This window comes from Aeromicrobium changchenzhani (assembly GCF_057586615.1).
The window spans coordinates 2,799,136-2,814,756 of record NZ_CM172480.1 but is presented as its reverse complement, the minus strand read 5'-3'; the positions used below and the strand labels follow the sequence as shown (position 1 = coordinate 2,814,756).

The 15,621-nt window shown below is 60.4% G+C and carries 16 protein-coding genes; 9 read left to right on the top strand and 7 right to left on the bottom strand.

The annotated features are described in order from the left end of the window. Position 1: 1 nt before the first annotated feature. Both AC2YB9_RS14235 and AC2YB9_RS14230 read right to left on the bottom strand, forming a co-directional pair. Positions 2-256, bottom strand: coding sequence for an acyl-CoA carboxylase subunit epsilon (locus tag AC2YB9_RS14235; protein ID WP_487265997.1), 255 nt, complete (start codon positions 254-256; stop codon positions 2-4). A 76-nt stretch (positions 257-332) separates the two neighbouring features. Continuing rightward, positions 333-1,925 carry an acyl-CoA carboxylase subunit beta gene (locus AC2YB9_RS14230; protein WP_487265996.1) on the bottom strand — a complete coding sequence of 531 codons (1,593 nt, stop codon included), beginning with the start codon at positions 1,923-1,925 and terminating at the stop codon, positions 333-335. Between the two features lie 51 nt (positions 1,926-1,976). Between AC2YB9_RS14230 and AC2YB9_RS14225 the strand changes: the two genes are divergently transcribed. The 6 genes from AC2YB9_RS14225 (at position 1,977) to AC2YB9_RS14200 (ending at position 7,302) form a co-directional block, all read left to right on the top strand. Further along, the gene (locus AC2YB9_RS14225; protein ID WP_487265995.1) at positions 1,977-2,786 is read left to right on the top strand and encodes a biotin--[acetyl-CoA-carboxylase] ligase; all 810 of its coding nucleotides are present in this window, start codon (positions 1,977-1,979) and stop codon (positions 2,784-2,786) included. A gap of 13 nt (positions 2,787-2,799) precedes the next feature. Next, the gene (locus tag AC2YB9_RS14220) at positions 2,800-3,312 is read left to right on the top strand and encodes a PH domain-containing protein (protein ID WP_487265994.1); all 513 of its coding nucleotides are present in this window, start codon (positions 2,800-2,802) and stop codon (positions 3,310-3,312) included. Beyond that, complete coding sequence (locus tag AC2YB9_RS14215; protein ID WP_487265993.1) at positions 3,299-4,282, top strand: adenylate/guanylate cyclase domain-containing protein; 984 nt, start codon at positions 3,299-3,301, stop codon at positions 4,280-4,282. The genes AC2YB9_RS14220 and AC2YB9_RS14215 overlap by 14 nt, the downstream gene beginning before the upstream one ends. Positions 4,283-4,291: 9 nt before the next feature. Beyond that, positions 4,292-5,452, top strand: a complete 1,161-nt coding sequence (locus AC2YB9_RS14210; protein WP_487265992.1) for a 5-(carboxyamino)imidazole ribonucleotide synthase — start codon at positions 4,292-4,294, stop codon at positions 5,450-5,452. Beyond that, positions 5,449-5,964: a 5-(carboxyamino)imidazole ribonucleotide mutase gene (gene purE / locus AC2YB9_RS14205; protein ID WP_487265991.1), complete on the top strand. Its 516-nt coding sequence runs from the start codon at positions 5,449-5,451 to the stop codon at positions 5,962-5,964. The genes AC2YB9_RS14210 and purE overlap by 4 nt, the downstream gene beginning before the upstream one ends. A 174-nt stretch (positions 5,965-6,138) precedes the next feature. Next, positions 6,139-7,302 carry an acyl-CoA dehydrogenase family protein gene (locus tag AC2YB9_RS14200; RefSeq protein ID WP_487265990.1) on the top strand — a complete coding sequence of 388 codons (1,164 nt, stop codon included), beginning with the start codon at positions 6,139-6,141 and terminating at the stop codon, positions 7,300-7,302. A gap of 617 nt (positions 7,303-7,919) precedes the next feature. Here AC2YB9_RS14200 and AC2YB9_RS14195 read toward each other — a convergent pair. Then, complete coding sequence (locus AC2YB9_RS14195) at positions 7,920-9,032, bottom strand: LCP family protein (RefSeq protein ID WP_487265989.1); 1,113 nt, start codon at positions 9,030-9,032, stop codon at positions 7,920-7,922. Between the two features lie 144 nt (positions 9,033-9,176). On the opposite strand from AC2YB9_RS14195, the gene AC2YB9_RS14190 reads away from it, so the two are divergent. Both AC2YB9_RS14190 and AC2YB9_RS14185 read left to right on the top strand, forming a co-directional pair. Beyond that, a complete protein-coding gene (locus tag AC2YB9_RS14190; protein WP_487265988.1) occupies positions 9,177-10,610 on the top strand; it encodes an LCP family protein in 1,434 nt (477 codons plus the stop codon). Positions 10,611-10,683: 73 nt separating this feature from the next. Beyond that, entirely contained in the window at positions 10,684-12,096 is a 1,413-nt protein-coding gene (locus tag AC2YB9_RS14185) for an LCP family protein (RefSeq protein WP_487265987.1), read from the top strand. A 9-nt stretch (positions 12,097-12,105) separates the two neighbouring features. On the opposite strand, the gene AC2YB9_RS14180 is transcribed toward AC2YB9_RS14185, so the two are convergent. The 4 genes from AC2YB9_RS14180 to AC2YB9_RS14165 all read right to left on the bottom strand — a co-directional run bounded on the left by AC2YB9_RS14180 (position 12,106) and on the right by AC2YB9_RS14165 (position 15,244). Further along, complete coding sequence (locus AC2YB9_RS14180) at positions 12,106-12,852, bottom strand: ABC transporter ATP-binding protein (RefSeq protein ID WP_487265986.1); 747 nt, start codon at positions 12,850-12,852, stop codon at positions 12,106-12,108. Next, positions 12,836-13,618: an ABC transporter permease gene (locus AC2YB9_RS14175; protein ID WP_487265985.1), complete on the bottom strand. Its 783-nt coding sequence runs from the start codon at positions 13,616-13,618 to the stop codon at positions 12,836-12,838. Before AC2YB9_RS14175 ends, AC2YB9_RS14180 begins: the two co-directional genes overlap by 17 nt. 196 nt (positions 13,619-13,814) lie before the next feature. Further along, positions 13,815-14,480: a TIGR03089 family protein gene (locus tag AC2YB9_RS14170; protein ID WP_487265984.1), complete on the bottom strand. Its 666-nt coding sequence runs from the start codon at positions 14,478-14,480 to the stop codon at positions 13,815-13,817. Continuing rightward, positions 14,477-15,244 (bottom strand): 2-phospho-L-lactate transferase CofD family protein, encoded by a 768-nt coding sequence (locus tag AC2YB9_RS14165; protein WP_487265983.1) that lies wholly within the window; start codon positions 15,242-15,244, stop codon positions 14,477-14,479. Before AC2YB9_RS14165 ends, AC2YB9_RS14170 begins: the two co-directional genes overlap by 4 nt. Positions 15,245-15,359: 115 nt before the next feature. On the opposite strand from AC2YB9_RS14165, the gene AC2YB9_RS14160 reads away from it, so the two are divergent. Further along, positions 15,360-15,620, top strand: a complete 261-nt coding sequence (locus tag AC2YB9_RS14160; RefSeq protein WP_487265982.1) for a WhiB family transcriptional regulator — start codon at positions 15,360-15,362, stop codon at positions 15,618-15,620. The last annotated feature ends 1 nt before the right edge of the window (position 15,621 follow it).

The window sequence follows — 15,621 nt, the reverse complement described above, 5'->3', positions numbered from 1 at the left end:
ATCAGCCCCAGGCGGAACGACGCCACTGGTCGGGACCGTGGCGGTGCGGCGGTCGTGCCATCCGTGCGGGTTCACCCCAGGCCGAGCGTATGCGTGGTTTCGCGCTCGCCGCTGCATTGGCTGCAGCGGCATTGCGGGCAGCGATAACCGCGACGAGAGCGGCCAGTTCCTCGGGCGTCGGATCGCCCTTGACGACGCGCAGGATCGGCTTAACGATCGGTGCGTCGGGGGTTTCCCGGGTTTCCGGGCCGCTCACAGCGTCTCCCTCGTTAAGAGCAAACAATACGAGGTCGACGCGGTGATGCTTCCGTGCTTCGTTCGCTGTCGCTCGCTCATAGCGGGATGTTTCCGTGCTTCTTGGGCGGCAGCGTCTCGCGCTTGGTCTTGAGCAGACGCAGTGCCTTGACCACTTCGGCGCGGGTCTGATGCGGTGCGATGACCGCATCGATGTAGCCCCGCTCAGCGGCAAGATAGGGATTGCAGAGTGTGTCCTCGTACTCAGTCATGAGCTGGGCGCGCAGCGCTTCGGGATCTTCGGCCGCAGCAAGTTCCTTGCGGTAGAGAATGCCGACGGCGCCGGAGGCACCGACCACCGCAATCTGGGCTGAGGGCCATGCGATGTTGACGTCCGCACCGAGATGCTTGGAGCCCATCACGTCATATGCTCCGCCGTATGCCTTGCGGGTGATGACGGTGACGAGCGGAACGGTGGCCTCGGCATAGGCGTAGATGAGTTTCGCGCCGCGGCGGATGATGCCATTCCATTCCTGGTCGGTGCCGGGTAGGAAGCCGGGAACGTCCACGAAGGTCAGGACCGGGATGTTGAAGGCATCGCAGGTGCGGACGAAGCGTGCCGCCTTCTCAGAAGCATCGATGTCCAAGCAGCCAGCGAACTGCATCGGCTGATTGGCGACGACGCCAACGCTGCGGCCCTCGACTCGGCCGTAGCCGATGATCAGATTGGGGGCGAATAGCGGCATGACCTCAAGGAAGTCACCGTCGTCGAGGATCGACTCAATGACATTCTTCATGTCATACGGCTGATTGGCCGAGTCCGGGATCATCGTGTCGAGCGCGAGATCGGTCTCAGTCGGCTCAAGATCGGAAACCTCACCGTAGACGGGCGGTTCTTCCATGTTGTTCTGCGGCAGGTAGGAGATAAGCGCCTTGACGTAGTCGAGGGCATCGTCCTCGTCGTCAGCCATATAGTGCGAGTTGCCGCTCTTGGTGTTGTGCGTACGAGCGCCGCCGAGATCTTCCATCGAGACGTCCTCGCCGGTGACCGTCTTGATGATGTCCGGTCCGGTGATGAACATGTTCGACGTCTGATCAACCATGATGGTGAAATCGGTGACTGCCGGTGAGTAGACGTGGCCACCGGCACACGTGCCCATGATCAGCGAAATCTGCGGGATAACTCCCGAAGCGTGAACGTTACGGGTAAAGATCTCGCCGTAGAGGCCGAGCGAGACAACACCTTCTTGGATGCGAGCTCCGGCGCCCTCGTTGATGCCGATGATCGGGCAGCCGGTCTTGATCGCCAGGTCCATGACCTTCGTGATTTTTTCGCCGTAGACCTGCCCGAGGCTGCCGCCGAAGACTGAGAAGTCCTGGCTGAAAACGCATACTTGCCGGCCGTCGATCGTGCCGTAGCCGGTGATCACGCCATCGCCCAATGGCCGGTTCTTGTCAAGGCTGAAGGCCGTGCTGCGGTGCCGGGCAAATGCGTCGAGTTCGACGAACGACCCGTCATCGAGCAATTGCTCGACTCGGGCGCGAGCGCTGCCGCGGCCCTTCTTGGCCTGCTTCTCCTCGGCACGAGCAGCCATTTCGACGGTTGCTTCTTGGTGCCTACGCTCGAACTCGGCAAGCTTGCCGGCGGTCGTATGGAGTTCTGGATTGACTTCGATCTCTGCTTCGCTCACGAGGCTTAGACTAACGATTGCCTCGCCGGTTGGGTATGTGAGGCTGTTCATATGACATTTCACGACCTGGATCGACCACCACTGCATCGGGAATCATTGCGTGCCGCTCTGGTTGGACCGGGACAGTTATGGACCGACGTTGTCGTCACCGGATCGACAACCAGTACGAATGCTGATCTGGTTGCTGCCGCACGCGACGGAGCGCCCGAGGGAACAATCCACACGACCGAACAGCAAACCGCCGGTCGAGGTCGCCTTGATCGCCACTGGGAAGCGCCGGCCGGCTCTGGGATTTCGGTGTCGGTCCTGTTGCGGCCGGAGCAGATCTCCGCCGCGCGGTGGGTGTGGTTGCCGATTCTGGTGGGACTTGCCGTCGATGCGACGGTTAACTCATTCGGTGTCGAGTCGACGCTCAAGTGGCCTAATGATGTCCTCGTCGGCAATAAGAAAATTGCTGGCATTTTGGTCGAGCGGATCGAGACGAACGCGGGCGCCGCGGCGGTCATCGGGATCGGCCTCAACGTGACGCTCCGCCCCGACGAATTACCCGTTGACACCGCGACCTCGCTTGCGATCGAAGGAGCATCCGAAACCGACCGGACGATCGTGCTCCGCAGCCTGCTCCGCAATCTCGAATCGTTGTATGTTGCCTGGCTCGCGTCCGGCGGGGATCCAGTGGCGGGCATACGGGACTCCTACAAACGGCGCTGCTCGACACTTGGAAAGAACGTCCGGGTCGAGCTGCCCGATGGCACGACGTTGGTCGGCATAGCCGATGGTTTGGACGAGTCCGGGCGCCTGCTGGTGGGCGATCGAGCGGTAAGCGCCGGGGATGTCATACACGTTCGGCCCCAGACGTGAGAAACTTCAAGGCATGACGCTGCCCCGCAAACTGATGATCGATGGCGAAACGATCGTCGTCTCGACCCGTACCCATGTCAAAGTCCTCATAATTCCGTTTCTGATCCTGCTTGTTGTGGCCGGTGCTGGCGGCTATTTGGCCGCAGTCGTCGGCGACACCGCCAGCGGCTGGCTGCGTTGGGCAGTGATCGCGGTTGCCGTCGTCCTCATCTTCGTCGGCTCGGTCATACCGTTCATTCGGTGGTTTGCCTGGACCTACACGGTCACCAACAAACGGCTCGTCGAGCAGCGCGGCATCCTGACTCGTAAGGGACGGATCATCCCACTCAACCGCATCAACGATGTCGCGTTCGAGAAGAATCTCAATGACCGACTCCTCGGCTGCGGGACGCTGATCATCCATGATGCGAGCGAGCAGGCCGGGCTCGAACTCGACGACATCCCCAAAATCGAGGACATGCACCGGACGCTGACCAACCTCATTTTCGAGCACAGCTCGGGTCATGCGACCGATGAGTCGCTCTGACGAAGACGCACTTGCTCGGGTGATTCTCGGTGCCGACATCGAGTTCACCGCTCAACAAGTCACTGATCAGGGCGGGCTCAGCTTTGAAAACGCCCAGCGGCTCTGGCGGGCACTCGGATTCCCTGAGGCGGTCGCAGACGTCGCATATACGGCGCGTGACGTCGAGGCGATGCGGCTTGTCGCTGCGTCGATTAAACGCGGCGTTCTCGACGAGGAGAGCGCGTTTCGAATGACGCGTGCGCTCGGCAACACGATGTCGCGACTGGCCGACTGGCATGTATCGACGCTTGTCGGAGTCGTTGAGGCGGCCCATGAGTCGGATCTGCCCGAGGCGCGGGTCGAGGCGACGCTCGAGCTCACCCAGGCAATCGGTCCCGACTTCGAACAGCTGTTGTTGTATGCCTGGCGGCGTCATCTTGCCGCTGCGGTTGCGCGGGTCGAGGCGCTCGGCGCCGCCGATGAGGAACTGTTGTCGGCTCATGTCACGGTCGGATTCGCTGATCTTGTCAGGTTTACCGCGCTCTCCAACGGGCTTGATGATTCGAGCCTTGGCTCACTCGTGGAGACGTTCGAGTCGCGCTGCGCCGACATTGTCACAGGCCGGGGCGGACGGGTCATCAAGACCTTGGGCGATGCGGTGTTGTTTGTCTGCGACGATCCGCCCATCGCCGCCCAGATCGCGCTCGACATCGTCCGTCAGATCAGTAGCCGCCAAGATCTTCCCGATGTACGTGTCGGGCTGGCGACGGGATCGGTCATCAACCGGCTTGGTGATGTGTTCGGCCCGCCGGTCAATCTGGCAGCTCGGCTCACGAGCGTTGCCCGTACGAACCGAGTCATTGTCGACCAGACCACCGCGGCGGCGCTAGGTGATGAGTTTGAAACCCGGACCCTGTCGGCTCGGCCCCTGCGTGGGTTTGGCAATGTCGAACCCGTGGCCGTCAGTCTGCGTCGCAGTTTCGGCCGGTAACGTGGAGTTGTGACAGACCCACATCTCGCAGTCATCGGTGGCGGCCAGCTCGCGCGGATGATGCAACAGGCCGCAATTGGACTCGGTGTTCGGATTCGGCTTTTGGCCGAAGGTCCCGAGGTGTCCGCGGCGCAGGTGATCGCCGATCACATTGTCGGCGACTACACGGATCTGGACACTCTGCAACAGGTGGTTGCAGGGGTTCCGGTGGTCACATTTGATCATGAACATGTCCCACCGGCGCATCTCCGGGCGCTGGCCGCCCATGGGCATGCCTGCCGACCGGGGCCTGAGGCATTGTTGTTCGCTCAGGACAAGGCTGAAATGCGCACACGGCTTGCCGCATTGGACGTTCCGTGCCCGGTCAATGCGGTCGTCAGCGATCCGAACCAGCTGGCTTCGTTCGCGGAGTCGGCTGGTGGATTCCCGATCATTCTCAAGACGACGCGCGGTGGCTACGACGGCAAGGGCGTATGGCTGCTCGAATCGTCCGACGACGCGGCTGCGGCGTTCGCGACCGATCGAGCCCTGCTGGCCGAGGAGAAGGTCGACTTCGTACGCGAATTGTCAGTGCTCGTGGCACGATCACCGTCGGGCTCATCCGCAATCTATCCAGTCGTCGAATCGCGCCAGGTCGGCGGCGTCTGCAAAGAGGTCATCGCGCCAGCGCCAAATCTTGCCCCCGAGTTGGCCGAAGCCGCCAGCGCAATCGCCGTGACGATTGCCGAGCAGCTCGATGTGACCGGAATCCTCGCGGTTGAGTTGTTCGAGACGACCGACGGTCGCATCCTGGTCAATGAACTCGCAATGCGGCCGCACAACACCGGCCACTGGAGCATTGATGGTGCGGCCACGAGCCAGTTCGAGAACCATCTGCGCGCTGTACTTGATCTCCCGCTTGGCCCAACCGATCTTCGGTCCACCTGGACTGTCATGGTCAACATCCTCGGTGGTTCTGTTGCTGATCTCGAAGCCCAGCTCGAGGTGGTGCTTGCGGCCGAGCCCAATATCCGGGTCCACCTCTACGGCAAGGCGGTCAAGCCGGGACGCAAGGTCGGCCACGTGACTGCCTGCGGCGCTGACCTCGACAGCGTGCTGGTTTCGGCTCGACGCGCTGCTCACCTGTTTGAAACCGGTACCGTGGCCGAGAACAAGGACGGTATGAAATGAATGAACAACCGCGTGTAGGCATCGTGATGGGTTCGGATTCGGACTGGCCGACGATGGAGGCTGCGGCGATCGCTCTGGCCGAATTCGATATTGGGTACGAGGCTGACGTCGTCTCCGCACATCGCATGCCCGATGAGATGCTCGCGTACGGGCGTGAGGCCCACGCCAGAGGACTTGAAGTCATCATTGCTGGTGCCGGGGGAGCGGCGCACCTGCCCGGCATGCTGGCCGCGGTTACGCCGCTGCCGGTGATTGGTGTCCCGGTGCCGCTTAAATATCTTGATGGCATGGATTCGTTGCTCTCGATCGTGCAGATGCCGGCCGGGGTTCCGGTAGCGACCGTGTCGATCGGCAATGCGCGGAACGCCGGATTGTTGGCGGCGCGCATACTCGCCACCGGCGATGCTGGCCTGACCGAGAAGATACTGGCCTTCCAGAAGTCGCTCGCTGACAGCGCTCGCGCCAAGGGCGAACGGATTCGCAATCCGAAAGGCCACGCCGGCTTCCGCTGAACTACCTCGCGCCGCCCCGCCGAGTGGCACGTGCCTGGGTTCTCTGGTCGTCGACTGGCATGTACTTGGGCTCAAACGGTCGGAATGGGACCGGGTACGTGCCACTCGACGAACGCGGTTGGGTGTTCGGCTAGAATTACTAGGTAGTCCAAGTAATTCCTAGGGAGCAGGGTCATGAGCGATTTTTACGCACTGTCAGAGGAGCATCAAGCAATCCGTGAGGCGGTCCGGGCGCTCGCTGATGCCAAGATTTCTCCATACGCCGCAGATGTCGATGAGAATGCTCGATTCCCGCAGGAAGCGCACGATGCGCTTGTCGCGTCGGACTTCCACGCCCCCCACGTTCCGGAGCAATACGGGGGAGCGGGTGCGGATGCGTTGGCCACCGTCATCGTGATCGAAGAGGTTGCGCGCGCCTGTGTGTCCAGCTCGCTCATCCCCGCGGTCAATAAGCTCGGATCGTTGCCGATAATGATCGCGGGCAGTGAAGCGATCAAGCAGAAATATTTGACCAAACTCGCCGCTGGCGAGGGCGGCTTTTCCTATTGTCTGTCTGAGCCTGATGCCGGCAGCGACGCCGCAAATCAGAAGACGCGTGCAGTACGCGACGGTGATGACTGGGTCCTCAACGGTGTCAAACGATGGATCACCAATGCTGGCGTCTCCGAGTTCTACACGGTTCTTGCTGTGACTGATCCGGACAAGCGGACCAAGGGGATCTCAGCGTTCGTCGTCGAAAAGTCGGACGCCGGCGTGTCATTTGGCGCCAAGGAACGCAAACTCGGCATCAAAGGATCACCGACCCGCGAGGTCTACCTCGATAACGTACGCATCCCCGGCGATCGCATCATCGGTGCCGAAGGCACAGGCTTCGAAACCGCCATGGCGACGCTCGACCACACGCGCGTCACGATCGCGGCGCAGGCGGTCGGCGTTGCTCAGGGCGCACTCGACTACGCGATCGGCTATGTCAAGGAACGCAAGCAGTTCGGCAAGGCAATCGCCGAATTTCAGGGCATCGAGTTCATGCTCGCCGATATGGGTATGCAGGTGGAAGCGGCCCGCCAATTGACCTACGCTGCGGCTGGCCGATCTGAACGGCAGGAGAAAGACCTGACTTTCTTCGGTGCGGCAGCGAAGGCCTTTGCCTCCGATGTTGCCATGAAAGTCACGGTCGACGCGGTCCAACTGCTCGGCGGCTACGGCTTCACCAGCGACTACCCGGTCGAACGAATGATGCGCGACGCGAAAATCACCCAGATCTATGAAGGCACCAATCAAGTGCAGCGGATCGTGATGGGACGTCAACTGCTGGCCGGAATTCAGAGCAACCTTTAGGACTGAGCCAGCGGCGGGAACTCTGGCAGCACGGCCGGACCTTACCTACATGTACTGACGGTGATGATGGTATTGGGAGGAAGCGTGTGCCGTACACGGCACTCATCGGTGTCGTGCTGCTTGAGTTCCCGGATCTGCCGATCTTTGGGAAACAATCGATTCGTGCTGCCGCCGCCAGCAGGGCCGCAGCAGCGCAGGACAAGTTCTGGGAGTTCTACCGTGCCGTGTTCGATGACGCCCCCGAACGCGGGGTGGACTGCCCGCCAATGGCGTTTCGCGCTCGTAAGTTCGATATTGGCCTTCTAATAATTGGAATTCCCACCGCACTCATCGATACACCCCTATTCAGCAGGTCGATCGCGGCGCCAGTCTGGGCCGCGCCGGTGTGGGTGGTGTCTGCTGTGCTCAGCGGACTCTTGATCGGATCGTATGTCGATCAGCAGCCTGCACCGATCGACCGGCGAGGTGGGGTCGGCGCGTTGCTCGGCTTCCTCGCCGTGGGCTGCCCGGTGTGCAATAAACTCGTGCTGTTGGCGTTGGGGACAAGCGCTGCGGTCTCCGTGTTCCAGCCACTCCAGCCACTGCTTGCCGTCGACCGCGAAATGCGCCCGTTGACGTCAGGACTTGGGCAGACCGTCCTTTGTGCAGAGACTGCCAATCTTGGCGGTCTCATCCTGTTTGACGTACGACAACATTTTACGCGCCCGCGGCGGGTCCCAGTGAACGGCGAAGTCGCGCAATGGAATCGTGCAGTTGAGTCCCTTGCCTGACATCGCCGATGACAGCGCGAACGCGAACCGGCCGAGATCAATTGGATTGACATCGTCGCCGATTTGTAGGGAGCCGGAGGCACCCTTGGCGACAGCCTGATAGCGGAACGGGTTCAGGACGGTCCACGGTGACTTGGCCTTCGCAGCGATCGAGCCGAGAACCTCGCGTTGACTCTGTACCCGCTGGATGTCTTGGGTTGCGTAGACGTGTCGGGCGCGGGAGAACGCCAGCGCTGTCTTGCCGTCGGCGGTTTGGCAGCCCTTCTTGACGTCGAGGCCCGAATCCTTGTCCTTCAGATTCTCTGTCGGGCAGATCTGGACACCGCCAAGCGAATCGACGACGTTGACGAGGCCGCCGAAGCCGACCTCGACATACTTGTCGATTCGTAGGCCCGTCGTTGCTTCGAGCGTTGAGATGAGAAGTTTCGGGCCGCCGTAGGCATACGCGGCATTGATCTTGGTAGTGCCATAACCCTTGATCGGGACAATCGAGTCACGTGGGATCGATATCAACAGCGTCGGACCCTTGCCGACGTGCATGATCATGATGGTGTCGGTACGACCGCGGCCACCGCTGTCCCCGCCGGTGGTGAGCTCCTTCTGCTGGGTCTTGGTCAGGCCGCGCCGGCTGTCTGAGCCGACGAGAAGGTAGTTGGTTCCGAGCTGATCGCCAGGCCGCGCCGCCGTGGGTGTCGCGTCCACCTTGTCGATCCGGCCCCAAGCCCAGACGGGCACCGCGACTAAGAATACGATCCAAGCCAGAATCAGAACGAAGATCGTCCGGCGGAGGGGATGTCGTTTCTTGGGCCGAGCGGGTGGCCGATTACCGTCGCCAGTGCCTCGGCCCGGGGGTGGAAGATGCGGCGGCGGCAATTCGTCGCTTGCCGGAGGCTGCGTTGAGGACGGCTTATTGTCGCTGTAGAGCCAGTCGTAGTCGTTGCTCTGACTCTTTTCGGGCATGCTGAAACGCTACCGGACCGCCCCATGCCCGCGGAGTAGCCGCGCACGAAAAGTCGACCAGTCATCGGCGCGCCCTCAAGTTCTACTTGAGGGTTTGGCGTGATACTTGACAGGACCTCAGCCCTTCCCCCATGTGAGGACCGTATGACGCACGACCGTCTCAGTGCACTCGGCGGGAATTACTCCCGGCCGGCGATCGACTCCGATCGCATCCAGTTCAGACGCGCGTTGACCTTGACGCTCATGACATTGGTCATGCCCGGCTCGGCTCAACTCGTGCTCGGCAACAAGAAGATCGGTCGTATCGCGATTCGCGCATGGCTCGGAGTCATCGCTGCGGCGTTGGTTGTCATCGTGATTGGTCTGACTTCGCGCACTGGGCTGTTCTCCCTGTTCACGAATTCGTTGCTGCTCAACGCTCTGCGTATGTTCTTGTTGGTCGGGGCTATCTGCTGGGTCGCGTTGATGGTCGATGCCTGGCGGCTGGGCCGGCCCCTGCAACTTGCACGGAACCATCGCCTCGTGATGACCGGCATCAATGGCATTCTGTGCTTTGCGACGGCCGGCATCATGTTCTTCGCGGCCCATCTGGTAGCGGTCCAGAATAATTTCATCGATTCGGTCTTTGCCGCTAAAACGGTGTCACAGCCAACCGATGGACGTTACAACATTTTGCTCCTAGGCGGAGATTCCGGCAACGGCCGTACGGGCCTGCGTCCCGATTCATTGACGGTGGCGAGTATCGACAAGGAGACCGGACGTACGGTTCTCGTCGGCCTCCCGCGCAATCTCCAGAAGAGTCCGTTCCCCAAGGGGTCGGTGATGGCCAAACAGTTCCCCACTGGTTTCGACTGCGACGGATGCGAACTCAATGGCATCAACACCTGGGCCGACGACCATGCAGATCTGTTCAAGCAGAAGAATCCGGGCATCGACGCGACAATCGGTTCGGTTGAGGCAACGACCGGACTCACCATCAACTATTACGCGATGGTCAACATGGGCGGCTTCTCGAAACTGGTTGATGCGGTCGGCGGCGTTCGGGTGAATGTCAAGGAACGTACGGCGATCGGCGGGATCGGCTCACCAATTCGCGGCTGGATTCCGGCCGGCGATCAAGTCCTCACCGGTAGTCAGGCGCTCTGGTATGCGCGCAGTCGGGTACAAAATGACGACTGGTCGCGTATGGGCCGACAGAAGTGCGTCATGAACGACATGCTGCACCAACTCAGCCCGAAAAAGGTTCTGTTCAATGTCGAGAAGATTGCGGACTCGAGCAAGGCGCTGCTCACGACGAGCATCCCCAAACAGGACTTGGCGGTGTTCATGGATCTTGCGCTCAAGGCCAAGACTCAGAAGGTGTCGACAGTGTCGCTGGTTCCGCCGGTCATCTACACCGGTAACCCCGACTTCGCGAAAGTGCGGCGGATCATCTCGGCGGCAATCGACCGCGCCGATGGCAAGACCTCGACAGGTGGTTTCCTCGACGCGTCGTTGCCGAAGGTAGATACGCAGGCGCCGGACGCCGCCGATCCGCGCGTTTCGAATGCGACCGATGACTTGGCGAGTACCTGTTGAACATGGCCGAGTTTTAATTTTCGGCGGGAGTCATAGATACTGGGTTCTTCGGCCGCACCATTGTGAGGAACGTATGACGCATCGCGCGAGCGTTTTGGGCCGCGGCTATCAGGACCATCATCTCGATTCGCCGCGGGTCCGTTTTCGGCGCGCGCTGATGCTCTGTCTGATGACGGTCGTTGCGCCGGGCTCGGCGCAGTTAATGGTTGGCAACAAGTGGGTCGGTCGCATCGCGCTCGCTTGCTATGTGCTGCTGCTTGGCGGCTTGGCCTATCTCATCTACACCGCCGGAATCGACCGGAAACAGATCTTCTCGCTGCTCACCGATTCCGATGCGCTGTTGATTGCGCGTGCCGGAGTCGTCACGATTGGCGCATTGTGGTTGTTCCTCTTTTTGGACGCCTGGCGCTTGGCATCGCCATTCAGTCTCAACTTCGGCCGCGCTGCCGTCGTGACGGTGGTCAATGTGCTGATCGTTGCGACTGCGGTCGGATCGACGGCCTACGCCTCGCAATTGATTCATGTTCAGCGTTCGGTGGTCAAGGAAGTTTTTCACGCGACGGAGACGTCGACACCGCTTAAAGGTCGCTACAACATTCTGTTGTTGGGCAGCGATTCGGGCAAGGAACGCACGGGTGTGCGTCCCGACTCCATGACGATCGCCAGCGTTGATGCCAATACCGGCCGCACCGTCCTCATCTCGCTCCCGCGCAATATGCAGAACGTGCCATTCGCCAAGGGTTCACCGATGCGCAAAGTTTATCCGTATGGTTTCAACTGCGGCAGTGAATGTCTCCTGAATGCCGTGCACACCTATGCGGCCAATCGGAAGGATCTCTACCCGAACAGCGAAGACCCCGGCATGGATGCACAGGTCGATGCGATCGAAGGCGTCTCGGGCTTGAAGATCAACTACTACATCATGATCAACATGAAGGGCTTCCGCTCGCTGGTGAATGCGGTCGGCGGAGTGACCGTCAATGTGCAGTCAAGGATCGCGATGTTCGGTCACGATGATGCGTGGAAGAACACCTATATCGAGCCTGGTGTGCAGAAGCTCGATGGTCAACAGGCCCTGTGGTTCGGCCGCAGCCGAGTCCAGTCTGATGACTATGCGCGGATGGCGCGTCAGAAGTGTCTTATGAGCGCGATGCTGCATGAGCTCAGCCCGCAGACGGTCCTATTCAATGCCACCAAGATCCTGACGTCAGGCAAGCAGTTGCTGTCCTCGACGATTCCGCAATCCGAGCTTGGCCAGTTCGCCGACCTAGCGCTTAAGTCGCGCAGTGGGAAGATCGGCACCGTTTCACTTGTCCCGCCCGAGGTCGATACGGTGCATCCGGACTTCGATGCGATCCACCGGTTGATCAACGCCGCGATCTCGAAGTCGGAGAAGGCTGCGCAGCCAAAAACGGCAGATGACAACGCGCCGGATCCCAATTACCGCAAGGCCAATAATGTCGACGATCTTGCCGCGGCCTGCTGACCCTTCTGGTCAGTGGCTTTCTTCGTAGGCCGCGATGACCTCTTCGGGGTCGCCATCCATTTGCAGGACGCCTTTGTTTATCCAGATGGCCCGGTTGCAGGTGTCGCGAATTGATTTCATCGAATGACTGACGAGAAAGACGGTGCCGGCATTATCTCGGATTTCTCGAATTCGAGCTTCACTTCGTTTACGAAATTCTTTGTCGCCAACTGCCAGCGCTTCGTCGACGATCAAAATTTCGTGATCTTGGACGGTCGCAATCGCAAATTTGAGCCGTGCGGTCATACCCGATGAGTAGGTGCGCATCGGCAACTGGATGAAGTCCCGCAGTCCCGCGAAGTCGATGATTCCGTCCGACTTCTCAGCGATCTCCTCCGGCGACAAGCCTAAGGCCAATCCGCCCAGCAGCACATTGCGTTCGCCCGATAACTCCTTGAGCAGCGCCGCACCGACCCCAAGGAGGCTGGGGCGCGCAGCCGCATAGATCGCACCTTGGCTGACTGGTGTCAGCCCTACGATCGCACGCATCAAGGTGGATTTGCCGGAGCCGTTGGCACCGATGACACCGATACTGTCATTTTCGTAGGCGATGAATGACACGCCCTTGAGGGCATGGACGCTGCGCAACTTTCGTCGCCGTTCCAGGAGCTTGCGCGCGTCTGCAGCACCGGCGCGCTTCCCAGTCGCCAATACCTTGTATTCGACGTGGACGTCATCGGCGATCACGACGGGCTTACGGTCAGTCGACACGGCCATACCGTTCTTCAGCGGACCAGAAAAAGACAATGCCGATCGCGAGGATGGCGAAGGACCAGATCGACGCATAAAGCCAATATTCGTTCTTCAGGGTGTAGCCCGAGCCGTTAAGCATGATGCCGCGACCAAGGCTCAGGAACTCATGGATCGGTTGAAAGTCCATGATCCGCAGCACCGTGTGATGGTCTTTAAATCGAAGTTCGAAACTGAAGAAGATCCCGGTGGTGTAGAAGACCAGGCGAGTGATGAACGGCAGCAATTGGCTGAGGTCACGAAAATGGACCGTCAGACGCGCGGTAATCAAGGCGAGTCCGGTATTGAACACAAAGAAAATTGCGACCAATGGCAGAAACAGTAGCCAGCGCAGCATCGGCGGTTGGCCCGTTGCCCAGACGATGCCCGCCATGATCAGCAAGGTTGGCGCGAACTTGAGGAACTGCTGGGTCACGATCGACAGCGGCAGCGCCATTCGGGGGAAACTTAGGCTTTGCACCAGTGAATTGTTCGAGGTGATTGATTTTGCACCACTGGAAAAACTGCTGGAGAAAAATTCAAACAGGAAGATGCCGATGATCAGGAAAGACACGAAGTTTTCCGGACGGCTACCACTGAGCAGGATGCCGAAGACGACGCCATAGACGGTGGCATTGAGCAACGGTTTGATTACTACCCAAGCCATGCCGAGCGAGTTGCGCTGGTTTTCTGACTCAATCCGAAACCTAGCCAACGCGTAGATGAAATGCCGGCGGCGCCAGACTTCGATCAAATACTGCTTCAACGGAGGCCGGGCACCGACCCGTACGAGGCCGTTCTGCGCCGCCTGTTCAGCGAGGCTCATACGTGGGGGATCCCTACCTGTCCAGAAGATTCTGAGGTGCTGTGGCAGCACAGGCCGCAGCATCGACGAGTGTAGTGGATGTGTGACCGATTCAGCGGTGTCTGGGCCAGCCGTGCGTTGAGAATCACAGAGCATCGGCCCTTTCGTCGGCTGCGATCGCAGCTTGTCTCTCCGGCGTTGCGTTGGCAACGATCACCAGCGATCCGTTGCCTCGGGCGGCACCGACCAAGGCACGCCAGTCGCGATCAAGGTCGCTGGGCTGGAGCAGTAGGCGATGCGATGACAGCGTGGCGGCTTCGTATGCGTCGCCGTGGCTCAGCCGCTGTCCGCCTAGGTCAACGGCGAGCGCTTCTGCGGCCGGCGGATCGATCGGCTGGAACCAGTCGCTGTGTCCCAGCACTTCGGCGTTGTAGTCCACGAATCCCATTGGCTCCTCGGCGAAGCGCAATCCCATAGGCCGCAGCGAGAGTGCAACACGGGTTTCTTCATCCGCGCGTAGTTCGGGCCCGACGACCGCGATGTCCGCCGCCGAATCGACGAGGACCGCGCCGACATTCCACACCGACAGGATCCAGATGAATGATTCCCAATGCGTCGGTAGGTCGATGCGGATTCGGGTTCCTTGCTCGGCATCAAGCTCATCGATCAAAAAATTGGAAGTTTTAGCGACCCAATTCGCGGTCGTGGTTGCGCTGAGCTCGACGCGTTCGCCGGTGGCATCGTCGTAGTAAGTGATCAGCGGCTGTGCGGGATCGGTGATTGCACTCAATACGTTCGACAGCGCGGTCATGCGAAGCTCCGAACTGCGGCCAACGCTGTCTCGGCATCACCGGGCACCACCGTGGCGCGGTCAAATTTGAGCTCCACCCTCGGGGCGACGGCGGTGAGTGCGGCAGGCGCTCGATCGATGCCGCGTGCATCGACGACCGGAGCCGTGCTCGCCGCGACCGCCTCGACAAGACCTGGCGTGTGGAAGATTGGCATAAGCGCCAGAGTCATTGAATCGGGGCCAAGAAGCAAAACGTCGGATGCCTCGATTACTGCGGCCGCCTCGGCGCAGACTGACCATTCCTCCGCGATGAGCACCAGATCGTGGGGTGTGTAGCGATCGGGGTCGGCAAGATACTCCTCGACATGGATCGCTCGCGCGCCGTCGGGAGAGTCGACGACAACATGCTGTTCGACGCGTTCGTTGCTCATGGGAATGAGGTGGGCGCTGAGGTTCTTTCGTACGGCAATTGCGGCCGTGGTCTCGGCCAAGGTGAAGTCGGCCTGAAGAAGTTCGGTCCGTACGAGATCGAGCGCCGTTTCCTGATCGCTCGGGCGGAACCAAGATGGACCGAGTCCGAGCTCATCGATCGCATCGGCAACCGAATAGGTCGACGTCGCGGCAGCGAGGAAGGCATTTGCGTCCGGAGCATGCTTGAGCCCATGGACCCACATGTCGCGGGACGTCGGGTGCACGATTGTCAGTTGGTCGTCGCTGCCGAGGGCAGCGACGAGGTCGTGGGCGAATCGGGCGCTTGCGGCGCCGCCGAGGAGCGTGAGGTGCATGGATTCATTGTGTCGTGCACCGACATGCCGAAAAAAGTGGGGCGACACGCCGAGGATTTCGAGAATGTTGGCGTTTGGCTTGACTATATGGGCTAACAGGACTGTAATTTCATCTATGTCATTCGAACTGGGGCTGGATCTACCGCTTGATGATGCCGAGGAGCTCACTTGGCAGGAGCGCGCTTTGTGCGCGCAAACCGACCCTGAGTCATTCTTCCCTGAGAAGGGCGGGTCCACCCGTGAGGCCAAGCGCGTCTGCTTGACCTGTGAGGTGCGCGCGGAATGCCTCGAGTATGCACTCGGTCACGATGAACGATTCGGCATCTGGGGCGGGCTCTCGGAGCGGGAGCGTCGTAAACTTAAGAAGCTTGCTTGAT